Annotated in this window: 14 protein-coding genes; 9 read left to right on the forward strand and 5 right to left on the reverse strand. The window is 55.2% G+C overall.

Annotated features, from left to right (window positions below; translation table 11 throughout):
• Positions 1 to 88 precede the first annotated feature (88 nt).
• From CDO73_RS02730 to CDO73_RS26660, 3 genes are all read left to right on the forward strand, one after another.
• Positions 89 to 904 carry an HAD-IIB family hydrolase gene (locus CDO73_RS02730; RefSeq protein ID WP_088486957.1) on the forward strand — a complete coding sequence of 272 codons (816 nt, stop codon included), beginning with the start codon at positions 89 to 91 and terminating at the stop codon, positions 902 to 904.
• A gap of 100 nt (positions 905 to 1,004) precedes the next feature.
• Positions 1,005 to 1,361: an MmcQ/YjbR family DNA-binding protein gene (locus CDO73_RS02735; protein WP_088486958.1), complete on the forward strand. Its 357-nt coding sequence runs from the start codon at positions 1,005 to 1,007 to the stop codon at positions 1,359 to 1,361.
• Positions 1,362 to 1,454: 93 nt separating this feature from the next.
• The gene (locus tag CDO73_RS26660) at positions 1,455 to 1,601 is read left to right on the forward strand and encodes a hypothetical protein (protein ID WP_179218499.1); all 147 of its coding nucleotides are present in this window, start codon (positions 1,455 to 1,457) and stop codon (positions 1,599 to 1,601) included.
• 71 nt (positions 1,602 to 1,672) lie between these two features.
• Here CDO73_RS26660 and CDO73_RS02740 read toward each other — a convergent pair whose 3' ends face one another.
• Positions 1,673 to 2,665: a helix-turn-helix domain-containing protein gene (locus tag CDO73_RS02740; protein WP_088486959.1), complete on the reverse strand. Its 993-nt coding sequence runs from the start codon at positions 2,663 to 2,665 to the stop codon at positions 1,673 to 1,675.
• A 217-nt stretch (positions 2,666 to 2,882) separates the two neighbouring features.
• Here CDO73_RS02740 and CDO73_RS02745 point away from each other — a divergent pair, with 217 nt between their 5' ends.
• Together CDO73_RS02745 and CDO73_RS02750 are read left to right on the forward strand one after the other, a co-directional pair.
• The gene (locus tag CDO73_RS02745) at positions 2,883 to 4,289 is read left to right on the forward strand and encodes an MFS transporter (protein ID WP_088486960.1); all 1,407 of its coding nucleotides are present in this window, start codon (positions 2,883 to 2,885) and stop codon (positions 4,287 to 4,289) included.
• 61 nt (positions 4,290 to 4,350) lie between these two features.
• A complete protein-coding gene (locus CDO73_RS02750) occupies positions 4,351 to 5,937 on the forward strand; it encodes an alpha-L-rhamnosidase-related protein (RefSeq protein ID WP_256972527.1) in 1,587 nt (528 codons plus the stop codon).
• Between the two features lie 166 nt (positions 5,938 to 6,103).
• Here CDO73_RS02750 and CDO73_RS02755 read toward each other — a convergent pair whose 3' ends face one another.
• Positions 6,104 to 7,531, reverse strand: a complete 1,428-nt coding sequence (locus tag CDO73_RS02755; RefSeq protein ID WP_088487226.1) for a DHA2 family efflux MFS transporter permease subunit — start codon at positions 7,529 to 7,531, stop codon at positions 6,104 to 6,106.
• A gap of 287 nt (positions 7,532 to 7,818) precedes the next feature.
• On the opposite strand from CDO73_RS02755, the gene CDO73_RS02760 reads away from it, so the two are divergent.
• The gene (locus CDO73_RS02760; RefSeq protein ID WP_088486961.1) at positions 7,819 to 8,412 is read left to right on the forward strand and encodes a TetR/AcrR family transcriptional regulator; all 594 of its coding nucleotides are present in this window, start codon (positions 7,819 to 7,821) and stop codon (positions 8,410 to 8,412) included.
• 135 nt (positions 8,413 to 8,547) lie between these two features.
• Complete coding sequence (ric, locus tag CDO73_RS02765) at positions 8,548 to 9,249, forward strand: iron-sulfur cluster repair di-iron protein (protein WP_088486962.1); 702 nt, start codon at positions 8,548 to 8,550, stop codon at positions 9,247 to 9,249.
• Between the two features lie 144 nt (positions 9,250 to 9,393).
• Here the strand turns inward: ric and CDO73_RS02770 are convergent, their stop codons facing one another.
• The 3 genes from CDO73_RS02770 to CDO73_RS02780 all read right to left on the reverse strand — a co-directional run bounded on the left by CDO73_RS02770 (position 9,394) and on the right by CDO73_RS02780 (position 12,555).
• Positions 9,394 to 10,515 (reverse strand): DUF4179 domain-containing protein, encoded by a 1,122-nt coding sequence (locus CDO73_RS02770; protein WP_088486963.1) that lies wholly within the window; start codon positions 10,513 to 10,515, stop codon positions 9,394 to 9,396.
• A complete protein-coding gene (locus CDO73_RS02775) occupies positions 10,502 to 11,035 on the reverse strand; it encodes a sigma-70 family RNA polymerase sigma factor (RefSeq protein WP_088486964.1) in 534 nt (177 codons plus the stop codon). Before CDO73_RS02775 ends, CDO73_RS02770 begins: the two co-directional genes overlap by 14 nt.
• 206 nt (positions 11,036 to 11,241) lie before the next feature.
• Positions 11,242 to 12,555: an aldehyde dehydrogenase gene (locus CDO73_RS02780; RefSeq protein WP_088486965.1), complete on the reverse strand. Its 1,314-nt coding sequence runs from the start codon at positions 12,553 to 12,555 to the stop codon at positions 11,242 to 11,244.
• A 177-nt stretch (positions 12,556 to 12,732) separates the two neighbouring features.
• Here CDO73_RS02780 and CDO73_RS02785 point away from each other — a divergent pair, with 177 nt between their 5' ends.
• On the forward strand, positions 12,733 to 13,341 hold the full coding sequence (locus CDO73_RS02785) for a TetR/AcrR family transcriptional regulator (RefSeq protein ID WP_179218501.1): 609 nt from the start codon (positions 12,733 to 12,735) through the stop codon (positions 13,339 to 13,341).
• A 147-nt stretch (positions 13,342 to 13,488) separates the two neighbouring features.
• The gene (locus CDO73_RS02790) at positions 13,489 to 14,529 is read left to right on the forward strand and encodes a hypothetical protein (protein ID WP_088486967.1); all 1,041 of its coding nucleotides are present in this window, start codon (positions 13,489 to 13,491) and stop codon (positions 14,527 to 14,529) included.
• The last annotated feature ends 210 nt before the right edge of the window (positions 14,530 to 14,739 follow it).

Here is a 14,739-nt window from a genome sequence, read left to right on the forward strand (position 1 = left end):
CGCGTTCCACGTCGTATCCTGTGATCAACACTTAATAAAGGATATTTATGAAGTCGAAAAACAGATAACGGGAGCGAGGAGAAATAGCATGTTTAAACTGGTGGTCAGCGATCTCGACGGTACGTTTTTGAATAGCGAAGGCGCATTCGATCGAACGCGGTTCTCGAAAGTCTACGAGGAAATGAAACATCTCGGCATTGCGTTCGCGGCGTGTACGGGCAAACAATGCGAGCGGGTCGAGGAACTGTTCGAAGGATTCGAAGGCATCTGGATTCTCGGCGACAGCGCGACCCGGATCAAGCGGGACGGCGAAGTGGTGCAGGAATTCGCGCTGGCGCGCGATCTGGCGCTTCGGTCGATCGAGCGGATCGAAGCTTTCGATCCGAATCTGGTCGTCATCGCCTGCACCGGCCGTGCCGCTTACGTCAGCGAACGGATCTCGGACGAACACTACGCGTTGGTCAAACGTTCGTATCGCGAAGTGCTGAAGACGGCGGCGTTCGACGCTATTCCGGGCGAATTCGTCAAAGTCACCGTATACGACGACGAAGGTCGAAGCGCGGAATTGCGCCGCCGCGTCGAAGAAGAGTTAGCCGGCCGATTGTACATCGTCGATTCGGAACCGCGTTGGTTGGATATTACGGCGCTCGGCACGCACAAAGGCGAGACGGTCAAACGGCTGCAAGAACGTTTAGGCGTCACGCGGGAAGAAACGATCAGTTTCGGCGACGGCGAGAACGACGTGGAACTGATGGAGATCGCGGAATTCAGCTTCGCGATGTCCAACGGCTGCGAGAATACCCGAGCGGCGGCCGCTTTTGTCGCCAAGTCCAACGACGAAGACGGCGTGCTGCTGACGATCGAGAAGATGATGCGGCTGCAAAATCGGATGCAGGCTTGGTAGATGACGGGCAGGCGGATAGAACTTTGAAACCCTTTGAAGAGGAACGTACGTTTGTTATACTGAACAGAAGACCTAACCTCGGAAAAGGAAGGGAAAACGAATGGACAAACAGCAGTTGATCGAACATTGCCTGACGTATGCGGGCGCGTACGAAGATTACCCGTTCGACGAGACTTGGACGGTAATGCGGCACGGCGGCAACAAAAAGTCGTTCGCGTTCATCTATACCCGGGGCGGCCGCGACTGCGCGAATCTTAAATGCGATCCGATGCGGGCCGCGATGCTGCGCGATCTGCACGAAGAGATCATGCCGGGCTATCATATGAACAAAGAACACTGGAATACGGTTATGCTGGACGGCAAGCTGGAAGACGAAGACATTTTCGATCTGGTGCGGCACAGCTTCGAATTGACGCGGCCGAAGATTCGCAACAAACGCGCGGCGGACGATTTTTAGAAAAAGCGGCGCGGTCCGATTCTACGAATTCACGAACGTCTCTTGCGGGTTATGTAGGGTAAAGAGCGCGGAAGTGAGGAAGGAGGATGCGGAATGAAGAAAGCATGGGGCATTCTGATCGGCATCGGGCTGTTGACGTTTGCCGTAGGCTGCGGTTCGGACAACGACGACCATGACGGCATGGATATGGACGACGCGGAACATCAGCAGATGGACGATAACGATAACGACGGGGATTGAACCGGTTCCGTTCGGCGGAATCGCGAGGGGAAGCGCACGTTCGAGCGTGCGCTTTTTTGCGTTGTCCGCTTCTACGTCGTTCTCTGCTCCGCAGCCCGTTTGCGATACTGCTTGGGCGTCATGCCGTAATGCGAAGCGAACGCGCGATAGAAAAAGCCCAGGCTTCCGTAACCGACGTTCCGCGCGATGTTTTCCACGCTGTCGCCCGTGTTCGCGAGCAGCGCGGAAGCGTGCAGCATGCGCTGCGTTTTGATCAGCTCCATAAAGGTGCGGCCGGTTTTCTTTTTGAGCAGATTGCCCAGATAATTCGGATTGAAATTGAACGTCTCCGCCAATTCGCCGAGGGTGCAGGTCCGGTAATGACGTTCGATATACGCCAACATGTCGAGCAGATCGGCCCGGGCGCCGTCGGCCGACTCGTTCGTCCGGTACGAATAGACGCGCATCAGCTCGGTGAATACGATCATCATATGCCCGTACAGCATCTCCTGCGCGTACCGCTCTTCCCCGAACGCTTCGCACATCATATTTTGCACGAAAAATTGCAGTTTCTCGTGTTCTTCGGATTCGAAGACGACGTAGCGATCATGCGAAGCGTCTCCTGCCATCGCGTTGAGCAGAAACTGCGAGACGATGCCGCCGGTAGCGAAGCGCCCGAGGATCGCCGACGCGAACACGTCTTTGCGGATCAGGATATTGACCAGAATATCGTTTTCGTCCATCCGGTCGATGCTGTGGAGCACGTCGGAATCGAGCATGCAGAGCTGACCTTGCCGAAGCTTCACGGTCTCGCCGTTGATCCGCTGCACGCAGCTGCCGGAATAGATGTAGTTGATCTCGATAAACGAATGCATATGCGGAAACATGGGCGAGAATCGGTTATGTTTCCGCAGTTGAATCGGCCCGTTTTCGAAAAACAAATGATCCGGCATACGAAAAGCGGTCATGTCGTCCGTCTCGGACGCTTTCAGAGGAAGATCGTTGACATTGTCGCCGGTGGCAAGCTGCTGCGCTTCGACATCGGTGATCGCGCGCAGATATCGGTCCAGTTCAAGGAGATTCATATCGAGCTCCTTTTCATGATCTGTAATTCGAATAAAAAACAGACGTAAAATCGAAATTGTCGCTTTATTCGGAAAGCGCTTTAATAAGATTAACTTGATCCTAGCAGACGATCGCAGGACAAGCAAGGTTTCTTTCCGGAAAGAAACCAACACAATCAACAAGAATTTTCGCAAAAAATCTTGCAATAACGTTGATTTAAAAAGAGGAGGGATCCTAATGCAAGCATCTTCCGATGCTGTAAAAAGAGTAGAAACGCCCGGTAACCCAAAAGACGGAGCGTTAAGCGCTTTGAGTTGGGGAGAACGAATCGGTTACGGCGCGGGCGACGTCGCCAGCAATCTGATCTGGACCGCGCTGTCCATGTTCGTCTCGTATTATTATACGGACGTGGTGGGACTTGCGGCGGGCGCGATCGGCACGTTGTTCCTGCTCGCAAGGGTGTTGGACGCGTTCGTCGATGTGGCGGTGGGCGCGGGAGTCGACAAGACGCGAACCCGTTGGGGCAAAGCGCGGCCGTGGTTGATGTGGATGGCGATTCCGTTCGCGATTGCCGGCGTGCTGCTGTTCTCGTCGCCGGACTTCGGCCCGGGCGGAGCGCTGGTCTACGCTTACGTGACGTATCTGCTGATCAACGTCATCTATTCGGCGATCAATATTCCGTACGGCGTGCTCAGCTCGCTGATGACGCAGGACCCGTACCAGCGTTCGCTGATCAATATCGTGCGCATGGTGATGGCGTTGGTCGGCATGATCGCCGTCTCGAATCTCACGCTGCCGCTGGTGAACGCGTTCGGCGGAGGCAAAGGCGGTTGGACGCTGGCGTTCGCGATCTTCGGAGCCGTCGGCGCGATTCTGTTCTTCGTGACGTTCCTGACGACGCGTGAACGCGTCACGCCTTCCGTCGTCGACAAGCCGATCCCGCTCAAACGCGGCCTGCCGGCTCTGTTTCGCAACAAGTATTGGGTAATGGTGCTGCTGCTTAACACGTTCTTCTACGGCAGCCAAGCGGCGATGTCAGGGATCAACGTCTATTATGCGCAGTACATCCTGGGCGACAAAGACTTGGTCGGTCTGCTGTCGACCGCGCAGCTTATTCCGATGATGGCCGTTCTGCTCCTGCTTGCCCCGCTGATCAAACGTTTCGGCAAACGCAACGTCGCCTTGATCGGTATCGTCATTACGGCGGTCGGCGCGCTGATTCCCGTATTGAATCCGGCAAGCCTTACGCTGGTACTTGTCTCCACAATCGTCAAAGCGATCGGCATGGCGCCGGTGGTCGGCACGATCTTCGCTTTTATGGCGGATACGGTCGATTACGGCGAATGGAAAACGGGCATGCGGACGGAAGGGTTGATCTTCAGCGCGTCGAGCTTCGGCGGCAAGGCCGGCAGCGGTCTGGGCGGCGCCATGATCGGCTGGCTGCTCGCGTTCGGCGGATATGTCGGCGGAGAAACGACCGTGTCGGGTTCGGCTTCGAATTCGATCGAATTCATTTTCATTTACGTGCCTTTCATCTTGTGTCTCTTGCAGTTTGCCGTACTCTGGTTCTATAAGCTGGACCGCGAATATCCGAAAGTGCTTCAAGAACTTCAAACCGTCAAAGCGGGCCGCAGCGAATCTTGATTTTTTAGAAGAAGAGGCTTGCTCGTGTCTAAACGAATCCCAAACAAAAGGAGCGAATCGGATGAGTACTTATCCCAATATGCAAAATCAACAAACGAACATCGTTCGCAGCGAGCCGCTGATCGCCCGAGCGGAGGCGTTGAAACCTCGATTGAGCAGCCGCGAAGTCGGCATGCGAGGCCTGATCGAAGTCCAAGCGGACCCGCAAGCGCTCCACGGCTGGCGAACGAAACGAATCGCGGGCGCGGAAGGCTTGAACGAACGAAGCTTCGGCAAAGGCGACTCCGCGATCGTCGACTTCGGCGATCATCGCGTCGGCTATCTGTCGCTGAACGTCTCGCCGGTCGGCAGTCCGCCGGACGCGCCGCTCAAGCTGAAGCTTACGTTCGGCGAGATGCCGGTCGAGATGGCCGAGCCGTTCTCTTCTTACGACGGATGGATCAGCAGTTCGTGGCTGCAAGAAGAGACGCTGTTCGTCGACGTGCTGCCCGCCCGGCTCGAACTGCCTCGGCGCTACAGTTTCCGTTACTTGAAGCTCGAAGTGCTGGATACGTCGCAGAAATACAAAGTCAGATTCGATTCGCTGCGCGTAAGAACGGTAACGTCGGCGGATGCTTCGGCGGTGCGGCCGCTCGAATCCGACGATCCTATGCTGGCGGAGATCGATCGGGTCAGCATCCGCACGTTGGAGGACTGCATGCAGGACGTATTCGAAGACGGCCCGAAACGGGATCGCAGGCTGTGGCTGGGCGATTTGCGCTTGCAGGCGTTGGCGAATTACGAGACGTTCCGCAGCAGCGATCTGGTCAAACGCTGCCTGTATCTGTTCGCCGGACTGCCGGACGAACAAGGGCGGGTCAGCGCCAATCTGTTCATCGAGCCGAAATTGATCGCGGACGATACCTACCTCTACGACTACTCGTTGTTCTTCGCGGCTTCGCTGTTCGATTATTGGGAAGCGACAGGCGATCGGGTTGCGCTGCTCGAACTATGGCCGACGGCTCGTCGGCAGGTCGAATCGGCCCTCGAACACGTAACGGACGGATTGGTTAAAGACAGCGATTCTTGGTGGTCGTTTATCGACTGGAACCCGGACTTGAACAAACAGGCCCCGACGCAGGGCGTCTTGATCTACGTGCTGAAACGGGCTTTGAAGCTGGCCGAAGCGGTCGGCGGCGAAGAAGGCGCGACCTGCGCGGAAACTTGGACCGAAGCGGTGCGGCAAGCGGAGAAAGCGGCCGTCGAGCAATTATGGGACGCCGAGCAAGGATTCTTCGTCAGCGGCGAAGCGCGTCAGGTTTCTTGGGCTTCGCAGGTGTGGCTCGCGCTTGCCGAGACGCTTCCGCAGGAAGAGAACAGGGCGCTGCTGCTGCGGCTGCTGGAGAAGAAGCCGATTGTAGGCATGACGACGCCGTATATGGTGCATCATCTGGTCGAAGCGCTGCTGGTCGCGGGACTGCGCGAAGAAGCCGTGCGGCAGCTCAAAACGTATTGGGGCGGCATGATCGAAGACGGAGCCGATACGTTCTGGGAATTGTACGATCCGCAGGACAAGAACTTTTCGCCTTACGGCAGCCATCTGATCAACAGTTACTGCCATGCGTGGAGCTGCACGCCGACGTATCTGATCCGGAGATACGGGTTGTAGGGCGGAAACGAAAGACAAGTGTAGAAAAGGAGTAAGAAAAAAAGAGCAACCGCTGCGGCGGCTGCTCTTTTCGGCGTTTCGTTCGATAGGCGATCTTTTGAACCGTTCAATCCGCGAATACTTTGCGAATCGGTTTCGACCGGTACACTTTTAAACGGCCGAACGATCAAGCTTTTGCGGCTTTGCTTTTGTCGGCGTGCACGATTACCGTTTCGCTTTCTTCCCCGCGCGTGACTTTGCGGATGAAGAACGAGAGGATCAGACCGACGATTCCGATGCCGACGATGACGAGATAAGCGTCGTTGATGCCGGCGATCTGAGCCTGCGTAGCGATCTGCGACGGATCGGTGCCGTTCGTCATCATCTCCGCGGCATGGCTCTTGGCCCGGTCGGACATGACGGTAATCAGCAGCGAAGTGCCGATCGCGCCGGCGACCTGCCGGATCGTATTGCTGATCGCGGTACCGTGCGCGTTCAATCGCTGCGGCAGTTGGTTCAGACCCGCGGTCTGAAGCGGCATCATCATGAAGGCCATGCCGATCCGGCGGGCGGTCGACATCAGCACCAGATACGTATAGCTGGTGGAGTCGGTCAGGTTGATGAACCCGAGCGTCGTTCCGATCACGATCGCCATGCCGATCAGCGTCAGCCATTTGGCGCCGAACTTGTCGAACAGGCGGCCGGTCACCGGCATCAATAAGCCCATCAGCAGCGCGCCGGGCAGCAGCAGCAGACCCGATTCGATGGCCGTATAACCGCGCGCGTTTTGCAGATACAGCGGAAGCAGCATCATATCCGCGTACATGATCATGGTAACCGCGATGCTGATGACCGTCGTCAGCGAGAACATGCTGAACTTGAATGCGCGAAGATCCAGTAGAGGAGACTGCATGCGGAGCTGGCGCCAAGAGAAGACGGCCAGACCGACGACGCCGAGCGCGATCATGGTCAGCACTTCGCCGCTGGACCAACCCAAGCTGCCGGCGCGGCTGAAGCCGTACAGCAGCGCGCCGAAACCGATCGTGGACAAAATCACGCTGATTCCGTCGAAGCGGACGTTCAGGCGTTCGCCGACGTTGCGCAGATAGACGAATCCGAGTACGATGACCAGCACCGCCAGCGGGATCATGGCATAGAACATCGTTTCCCACGAATAATTTTCCAGCACGTAACCGGCGAGCGTAGGCCCGATCGCGGGCGCGACGATAATCGCAAGACCGACCAGTCCCATCGCGGAACCGCGTTTTTCCGGCGGGAACAGAGCCAGAATAACGTTGGTGAGCAGCGGCATGATGATGCCCGCTCCGGCGGCTTGGATCAAACGTCCGGTCAGCAGAACAGGAAATCCGCTCGCGAGCGCGGCCACGATCGTACCGGCCAAGAAGATGATCATCGAAGCTTGGAACAACTGGCGCGTGGAGAACTTCTGCATCAGATAAGCGGTGATCGGGATCAGCACGCCGTTCACCAACAGATAGCCGGTCGTCAGCCATTGGGCCGTAGCGGCCGTAATGGCGAAGTCTTTCATCAGTTCGGGCGTAGCGACGCTCATGATGGTTTGATTCAACGTCGCGAGGAACGCGCCGAGAATCATGACGAACAAGATCGGTCCTTTTTTGACCGCTGCCGCGTCGATATTTGGGGTACTGCTCAATTTCTCTCCGTCCTCTCGTGTCGGGTATAGACTTTTTTTACAACGTGTCGGATAATCGACATTGCATAAACCCGATTATAGCGAGGCGGGCTTCCTGCTTACAAGCGACACTTTTTGACGAAATGTCAATTAATCAGCAGAATTCGTCCGGACTGTTGTTTAAAATTTGAATAATCTACACGGATCTCGAATATGTAAATAAGAACATGCGGAAAGGAAGCGCAATCATGAGCGAATCGACAGGAAAACGAACGGACCCGAGAGTGCTGAGGACGCGTCAGCTGCTTAAAAATGCTCTCGTCGAGCTGCTTCAGGAGATGAGTTTGGACAAAATTACCGTGAACAAGATCGCGGAACGCGCCACGATCAATCGAGTTACGTTCTATTTGCACTACCGCGATATTCCCGACATGCTGGAGAAGATGGCGGAAGAGATGGTCGTGGACGTGGAACGCGCGATGGATCGCAAAAGCAAAGAGCAGCCTTGGAATTCTTCCGACGGCATCTTGCTCGAACTGCTCGAACATATCGCGTCCAATGCCGAATTTTACAAAGTGATCATCGGGTCGCGCCGCGTGCCGATCTTCCACGAACGGCTGCGCGACGTCTTTACCCGCAAGATCGGCGAAGGCATGACGGACAAAGGCCTGAACGAACGGGGAATTCAGCAGGATGTGGCGCTCTGGTTCGGTTCGGCCGCTCTGCTCGGCACGATCGCTTCGTGGCTGCGCAGCGACCTGCCGTATTCGCCGCAGTTTCTGGCCCGTCAGTTCGTGCTGCTGCTGCGGCCGGACGATATCCGACCGGAAGAAAAGGCTTGATTCCGCAAATTCATGATAAAGTGCTTGAAATCACAAGGCGTCCGCTTGAGCCTCCTTATACTGAAGAAGCAGCAGGCGGCGCGCCGAAATGCTGCCGATAACCACTTACTTTATGCCTATAGGGAGGCCTATGAGATGACCACGACTGTACAAGCAAATACTTGGGTATCCGATATCGTCAGCGAAATGCCGCGCACCGGCGATCTGTTCCGCGAGCTGCGGATCGACTTCTGCTGCGGAGGCAAGATCCCGCTGCGTCAGGCCGCCGAAGAACGCGGTCTGAATACGGACGAGGTGCTCGTACGCATCGAAGCGATTGCCCGCGAAGACGCCGAACGTCAAGAGTTGAAGCCGTCTTCGCTGGAACCGGAAGCGCTGATCGCGCATATCCAACGCAAATACCACGAAGCGCTGCGCGAAGAACTGCCTGCGCTGACGCCTTACGTCACCAAGCTTGCCCGCGTGCACGGCGGACATCGCCCGTATCTGCTGCGCGTGCAGGAGATTTTCTCGCTGCTGAAGCATGACCTTCTGGAACATACGACGGACGAAGACCGGAACGTATTCCCGCGGCTGAGCGCTTACTTCCGAGATCCTTCCGAAGCCAATGCCGCTGCGTTGAAGCCGCATCTGACGGAGCTGGAGAGCGAGCACGAAGCCGCCGGCGAGCTGCTGAAGGAACTGCGCGAGATCACCGGTGATTTCGTGCCTCCGATGGATGCCTGCGGTACGCACCGTCTGGTACTGAACCGGCTGGAAGCGCTGGAGAAAGACACGTTCGAACATATCCATCTGGAAAACAACGTGCTGTTCGATCTGGCGCGCAAAGCGGTCTGAACGATGCGCGGGTTCCGGCGGATTTGTCCGGGCTTCGAGGAAACTGAAAACTTAGATGTTTTAACGAAACGACAAAAGAAGGCTTCGCGATAATTCGCGGAGCCTTCTTCCTTTATGGGGTCGCGTATCAGGTCGAAATTCTGTTTATTTGACCGTATCCAAATCAATCTTGACTTCCAGATCTTGCAGATAATTTTTCTTGTCGCCCGAATCGTCGCCCGATCGGATATAAGGCTTGACGATCACGTACTTCGCTCCGCTCAGATCGGCGCCGTAGTTGGAAACGTACCGCATCGCGCCGCGATCGAGCTGGCCTTGACCGCCTACGACGTCGAGCGTACGGCCTTGATCGTCGACGATCTCGAAGGCTATGTCCATCAGCGCCGCTTCTTGGCTTTGGGCCGAAGCCGACGCATCGTTCAGCTTAAGCGACGTGCTGAGCTGAACCGTCGAAGCGGTCACGTCGAAGCGGTCGATATTCAGCGTGTATCGTGCGCCTACTACGGAAGGACCCGGCGTCAGATGGCGTTCGTTCGAAGAGCCGATGCGCTTGAACGGAACTTGGACGGTCAGCGGCTGTTCTTGATTGCGCAGGGTAACCGAGACCGTACCTTCGAAATGCTGTCCCAGTTTCTGCGCGTCGGCGGCATTCAGCGGCAGATTCATCAAGACCGAATACGTATGAGGGCCTTCTTGGGTCGGCTTCGTATAGAAGAATCCGTTCATTTCGCGTCCGACGACGTTGAGCGTGACGTTCTCCATGGCTTCTTCGAATTTGCTTGCGTTTTTCACGCCCGGGACGGTCAATTCGAGCGCAAAAGCAAGCCGCGTGCCGTCGAAAATCGTTTCTTTGATGTTCATTCGGCTGTCTCCTGCGGCCGCCGAAGCTTGAACGACCGATCCTTGATTGCGTTCTCCGGCGGTCTTCAAGCCCGCGTCGCCTTCGATCTTGCTGAACAGGCTGCCGATGACCGGGATGTCCCGAATGGTGTCGGCCATCGCCGGCGATACGAAGCCCGAAGCGAACAGTCCGGTCGACAGAACCAATGCGGAAGCGGCAGCGACGGCCGTGCGCCGCAGAGGCGAGAAGCGTCGGCGAGACTGGCGCGTTGTTGCGGAAGAGGTCCGCGTTTGTTCCGGCGTATCCGGCAGAGAAGCGTAAGCGGCATCCAGACGGGTCCGCACGTAAGGAGACATCGGCGGGTTTTCTTTGGCTGCCGACTTCAAAGCAAGGTCCAGATGCTGCTCGGTTTCAGATCGATTCATAATTCATACTCCCTCTCGAGTTGGATTGAAATTTGTTCATCAGCGCGGTACGCGCCCGCATCAGCCGCGCTTTCACGGCGCTCTCCGTCACTTCCAGCGTCTGGGCGATCTGCGAGATGCTCAGGTCTTCGAAATAATGCAGGATGATCACCGTTCGCTGCTTATCTTCGAGCCGATCGACCACGTCGCGCAGATCCACCTGATCGTATTCGTTCGTGCGCGAAGCGGTCACCGGGAAGTCGGCTACGGTTACAGTCCGCCCGCGGCTTCGAAGCAGCGTATTGCATTCGTTGATCAGAATGCGGAAGATCCATGTTCGGAAAAATTGCGGCTCCCGCAGCGAAGATATCGAACGGTAAGCTTTGAACACCGTCTCCTGCATGGCGTCCGCCACGTCTTCTTCTTTTCTGAGCATCGACCAAGCCATATGGTGCAGCGCGTCTTCCGTCTGCCGCATCAATTCCACGAAAGCTTCCCGATCCCCGTCTCTTGCCCGTCGGACTTGTTCTTCTTCGATCAAGCAGCATCTTCCTTTCTTCTTTTCGGATGAACATTAGATGGACGGGTCCGACGTTCGGTTACATCGAATTCGGCGAATAATGAAATAGACGCCGTTCAACGCGGAATCCCGGCGGAACGCAGCAAAAAAAGCGCCCGTTCGCGGGGAGCGAGCGGACGCTTGCGGCAGTGCGGAAAGCGAAGAAAGCGGGGAGAAAGAAAAGAAAATCAGACGCCGCGCACCAACATCGACTTATGATGCGAGAACGTCTCGAAGCTTTGGCGGCCGTGATACGAACCCATGCCGCTCTCGCCGACGCCGCCGAACGGCAGCTCGTGAGAACTCATATGCAGCAGCGTTTCGTTGACGCAGCCGCCGCCGAACGAAACGGTATTCAATACGAGATTTTGAACCTCTTGATCGCGGGTAAACAGATACAGGGCCAACGGCTTCGGACGATCGACGATCTTCTCGAGCACGTCGTCGAGATCGGTATACGTCATCATCGGAAGGATCGGTCCGAAGATTTCTTCCTGCATGACCGGCGATTCCCAGTCGATGCCTTCGAGCAGCGTCGGTTCGATCAGCAGCTGTTCGCGAACCGAACGTCCGCCGATCAGCGCCTTGCCGTCCTGCAGGAAGCGGCTCAAGCGATCGAAGTTGCGTTCGTTGACGATATGCGGGAAATCGGGATTCGACAGCACGTCTTCGCCGTGTTTGTCCGCGATCTCGAGCTTGATCTCCTGCACGAGCGCTTCGCGGACGTCTTCGTGCACCAGCAGATAATCCGGCGCGACGCAGGTTTGTCCGGCGTTCAGGAACTTGCCGCGTACCAGGCTTTGCGCCGTTTTCTTGAGATCGGCGTCAAGGTGCACGATCGACGGGCTTTTGCCGCCCAGTTCGAGCGTGGTCGGCGTCAGATGCTCGGCCGCCGCTCGCATCACGACTTTGCCGACCGGCGTGCTGCCCGTAAAGAAGATATAGTCGAATTTCTCGCGCAGCAGTTCGGTGCTGGTCTCGACTTCGCCTTCCATGGCGGCCACGAATTCCTGCGGGAAACATTCGGCGATCAACTGAGCGCTGATCTTCGAGACGTTCGGTGTCAGCTCGGACGGCTTAAGCACCGCGGTATTGCCGGCCGAGATCGCGCCGACAAGCGGAGAGAACGCCAGTTGGAACGGATAGTTCCACGGCGCGATCACCAGCGTGACGCCGTACGGTTCGGGATGGATGCGGCTTACGCCGTCGGGAATCTGGCTCGAAGTCGGCACGACGCGAGGAGCGGCCCATTCTTCCAAGTGCTCCAACGTATAATCGAGTTCGCCGAGGACCAAACGGATCTCCGTGTGGAAGCCTTCGGCTTCGGATTTGTTCAGATCGGCGCGCAGCGCGGCCAGAATGCGGGTCTGATAATCTTCGATTCCTCGGCGCAGCCGTTTGAGGGCTTCGATGCGGTAAGGCAGGCTTTTGGTCTGTCCGGTGCGGAAAAATCGGCGCTGCAAGGAAACCAGTTCTTGTGCGCTCAGCGTTGCGGAAGTCATGATGAATCTCTCCTGTCATTTATGTTTTTATAAATTAAATTGTCAACAACTCATGATTCGGATTATAAAGGACTTTGAAAAGAACGGCAATAACCATCAAATACACGATTGCGGCTTATGACTCATTTGACATATAATTGGGGTCTGACTTTTTGAGAAAAGAAAGGAGCACGCATGATGACGATTCATTCCGATCCGCCGAAAAGGTTGGATCCCCGAGTCGCGCGTACGCGCAAGACGCTCAGCGAAGCGCTGCTTGAGCTGTTGAACGAAAAATCGTATGACCGCATTACCGTCGTGGATATTACGGAACGCGCGAACGTCAACCGCAAAACCTTTTACCTCCATTACGAAACCAAAGATCATCTGCTTCAGAGCGTAACGGACGAGATTCTGGACGACTTGTTCGGAAAAGCGAAAGCCGCGCAGCGTTTGGAGCTGTCGATCGACGAGATGCAGAATTATATGGCCGGACGCGTCTTCGCCTATGTCAAAAAGCATCGGACGTTCTTCGAAGTCATGTTCGAGCGCAAAGCGATGACGGACTTCGTCCAATACATGAAGCGGTATTTCGCGCGTTTCTATGAAGAGAAGTTCGCCGATCTCGACGAAAGCAAACTTCCGGTGCAAAAAGACGTGCTCGCCAGCTATATCGGGTCCGCTTATGTAGGCGTGATCCACGGCTGGCTGAACGACGGGATGCGGCAGCCGCCGGAAGAGATGACCAGACAGATGATTTTGCTTAATTCGCAAGGACCGATTCAAACGGTGAAAAATTCACAATAGAGGACTGAAAATCCAAAACCCGAATAAAGAAGCTGATGGAATAGAGGAATTGGGCATTTGGAGCGAAGTCGTGACGGAACTTGTTCATTTTGCGTTCATTAGGAGAAGCGTACTTGCCCAAGAACATCTATTCCAAGGAGGCCACTCATGCGTCTGAAAGAACTGAAAGACATGATGCTGCTCCCCGACCGCGAAATTCTGCTCAACCGTCTGGTTAAGATCAACAATAACGATATCCTGCTGATTGCCATTACATCGGAGCGCGGGATTCATAAGCTATGGACACTCCGCCGATTTCCGGATTATTTATATGAAGAACAACCGGCGGATGAACCTCAAGAACCCCTTTCGAATCGCGATCGCGTGCAGCAGTCTTTGCAGGGGGATACGATTTTCGAAGATCAGGAGGATCATATCTCCAAGATGATCATCCAAGATCGGCTTATGACCTTTAACGGCATGGAGGCGCGGTTTTGCACGGAGCAGGATCACGAGACCTATATGAGGCTGCAGCATTTTGTGGAAAAGGGAGTGGACCTCTCGGGATTCGCGGAAGCAGAGCTCTACCGTTTATTTCTGACTTCCTACATGCAAGATTCCTCCGAACCTTTTCCGGATCTGGATTTGAACAAAGAGCTGGATATCGCTTTGCGATTCGATCGTACTTTTCGCAGAATTCCTTTGCAAGTCGAACCCATCGTGCTGGAATACGGCCATTCGCCGCAAGCGATCCGGCGTTCTTTTTACGATTCCGTACATGAAGAGAATCGTTCCTTCTATATGTACGGATGGACCCATTACGATGTCTGGGGAGAATACGAAGAAATGTTAGCCAGACCTTGCTCGCCGGGATTTACGGACGAAGAATGGCAGCAGGTCAAAGAGCAGCGACGCAGCAGTCTGCTGGCGATCTGTCCCGAAGGAAAGAATCTGGCTCGTATCGAATACGAAGTGGAAGGCGATATCCAGCTGGATTTTTATGCGAAAGATTACTTGGATGCCGAAGCGTTGTCGACCTCATACCCATCGCCTATGTCTGTAGCGTTCGGACCCACTTCGGAAAAATCCGATGTACGTAAAAGACAAAAGGCCATGATTGGCCCGATAGACAAAACGTTTAACGGAAGTCTGGTTGTCGAATTGCTGTCTTATCATGCAGAGTTTCCGGAAATCACGATCGAACTCTGATTGATTGAATCGAAGGAGGTTATTATGCGTCTAACCGATCTGAAAGACAGAATGCTGCTGCCCGACCTTAATACCACGAGTACGGATTAAAAAGTCGAGTCAGCCTAATCGGTCCGGTGGATCGAACATTTGAAGGCAGCATCGTCATCGAACTGATGTCGTACTACAAAGAACTTCCTGAAAATATTTTAACATAATGAAAAATTCACA

The organism is Saccharibacillus sp. O23, assembly GCF_002205895.1.
In the GTDB taxonomy this organism is placed as follows: domain Bacteria; phylum Bacillota; class Bacilli; order Paenibacillales; family Paenibacillaceae; genus Saccharibacillus.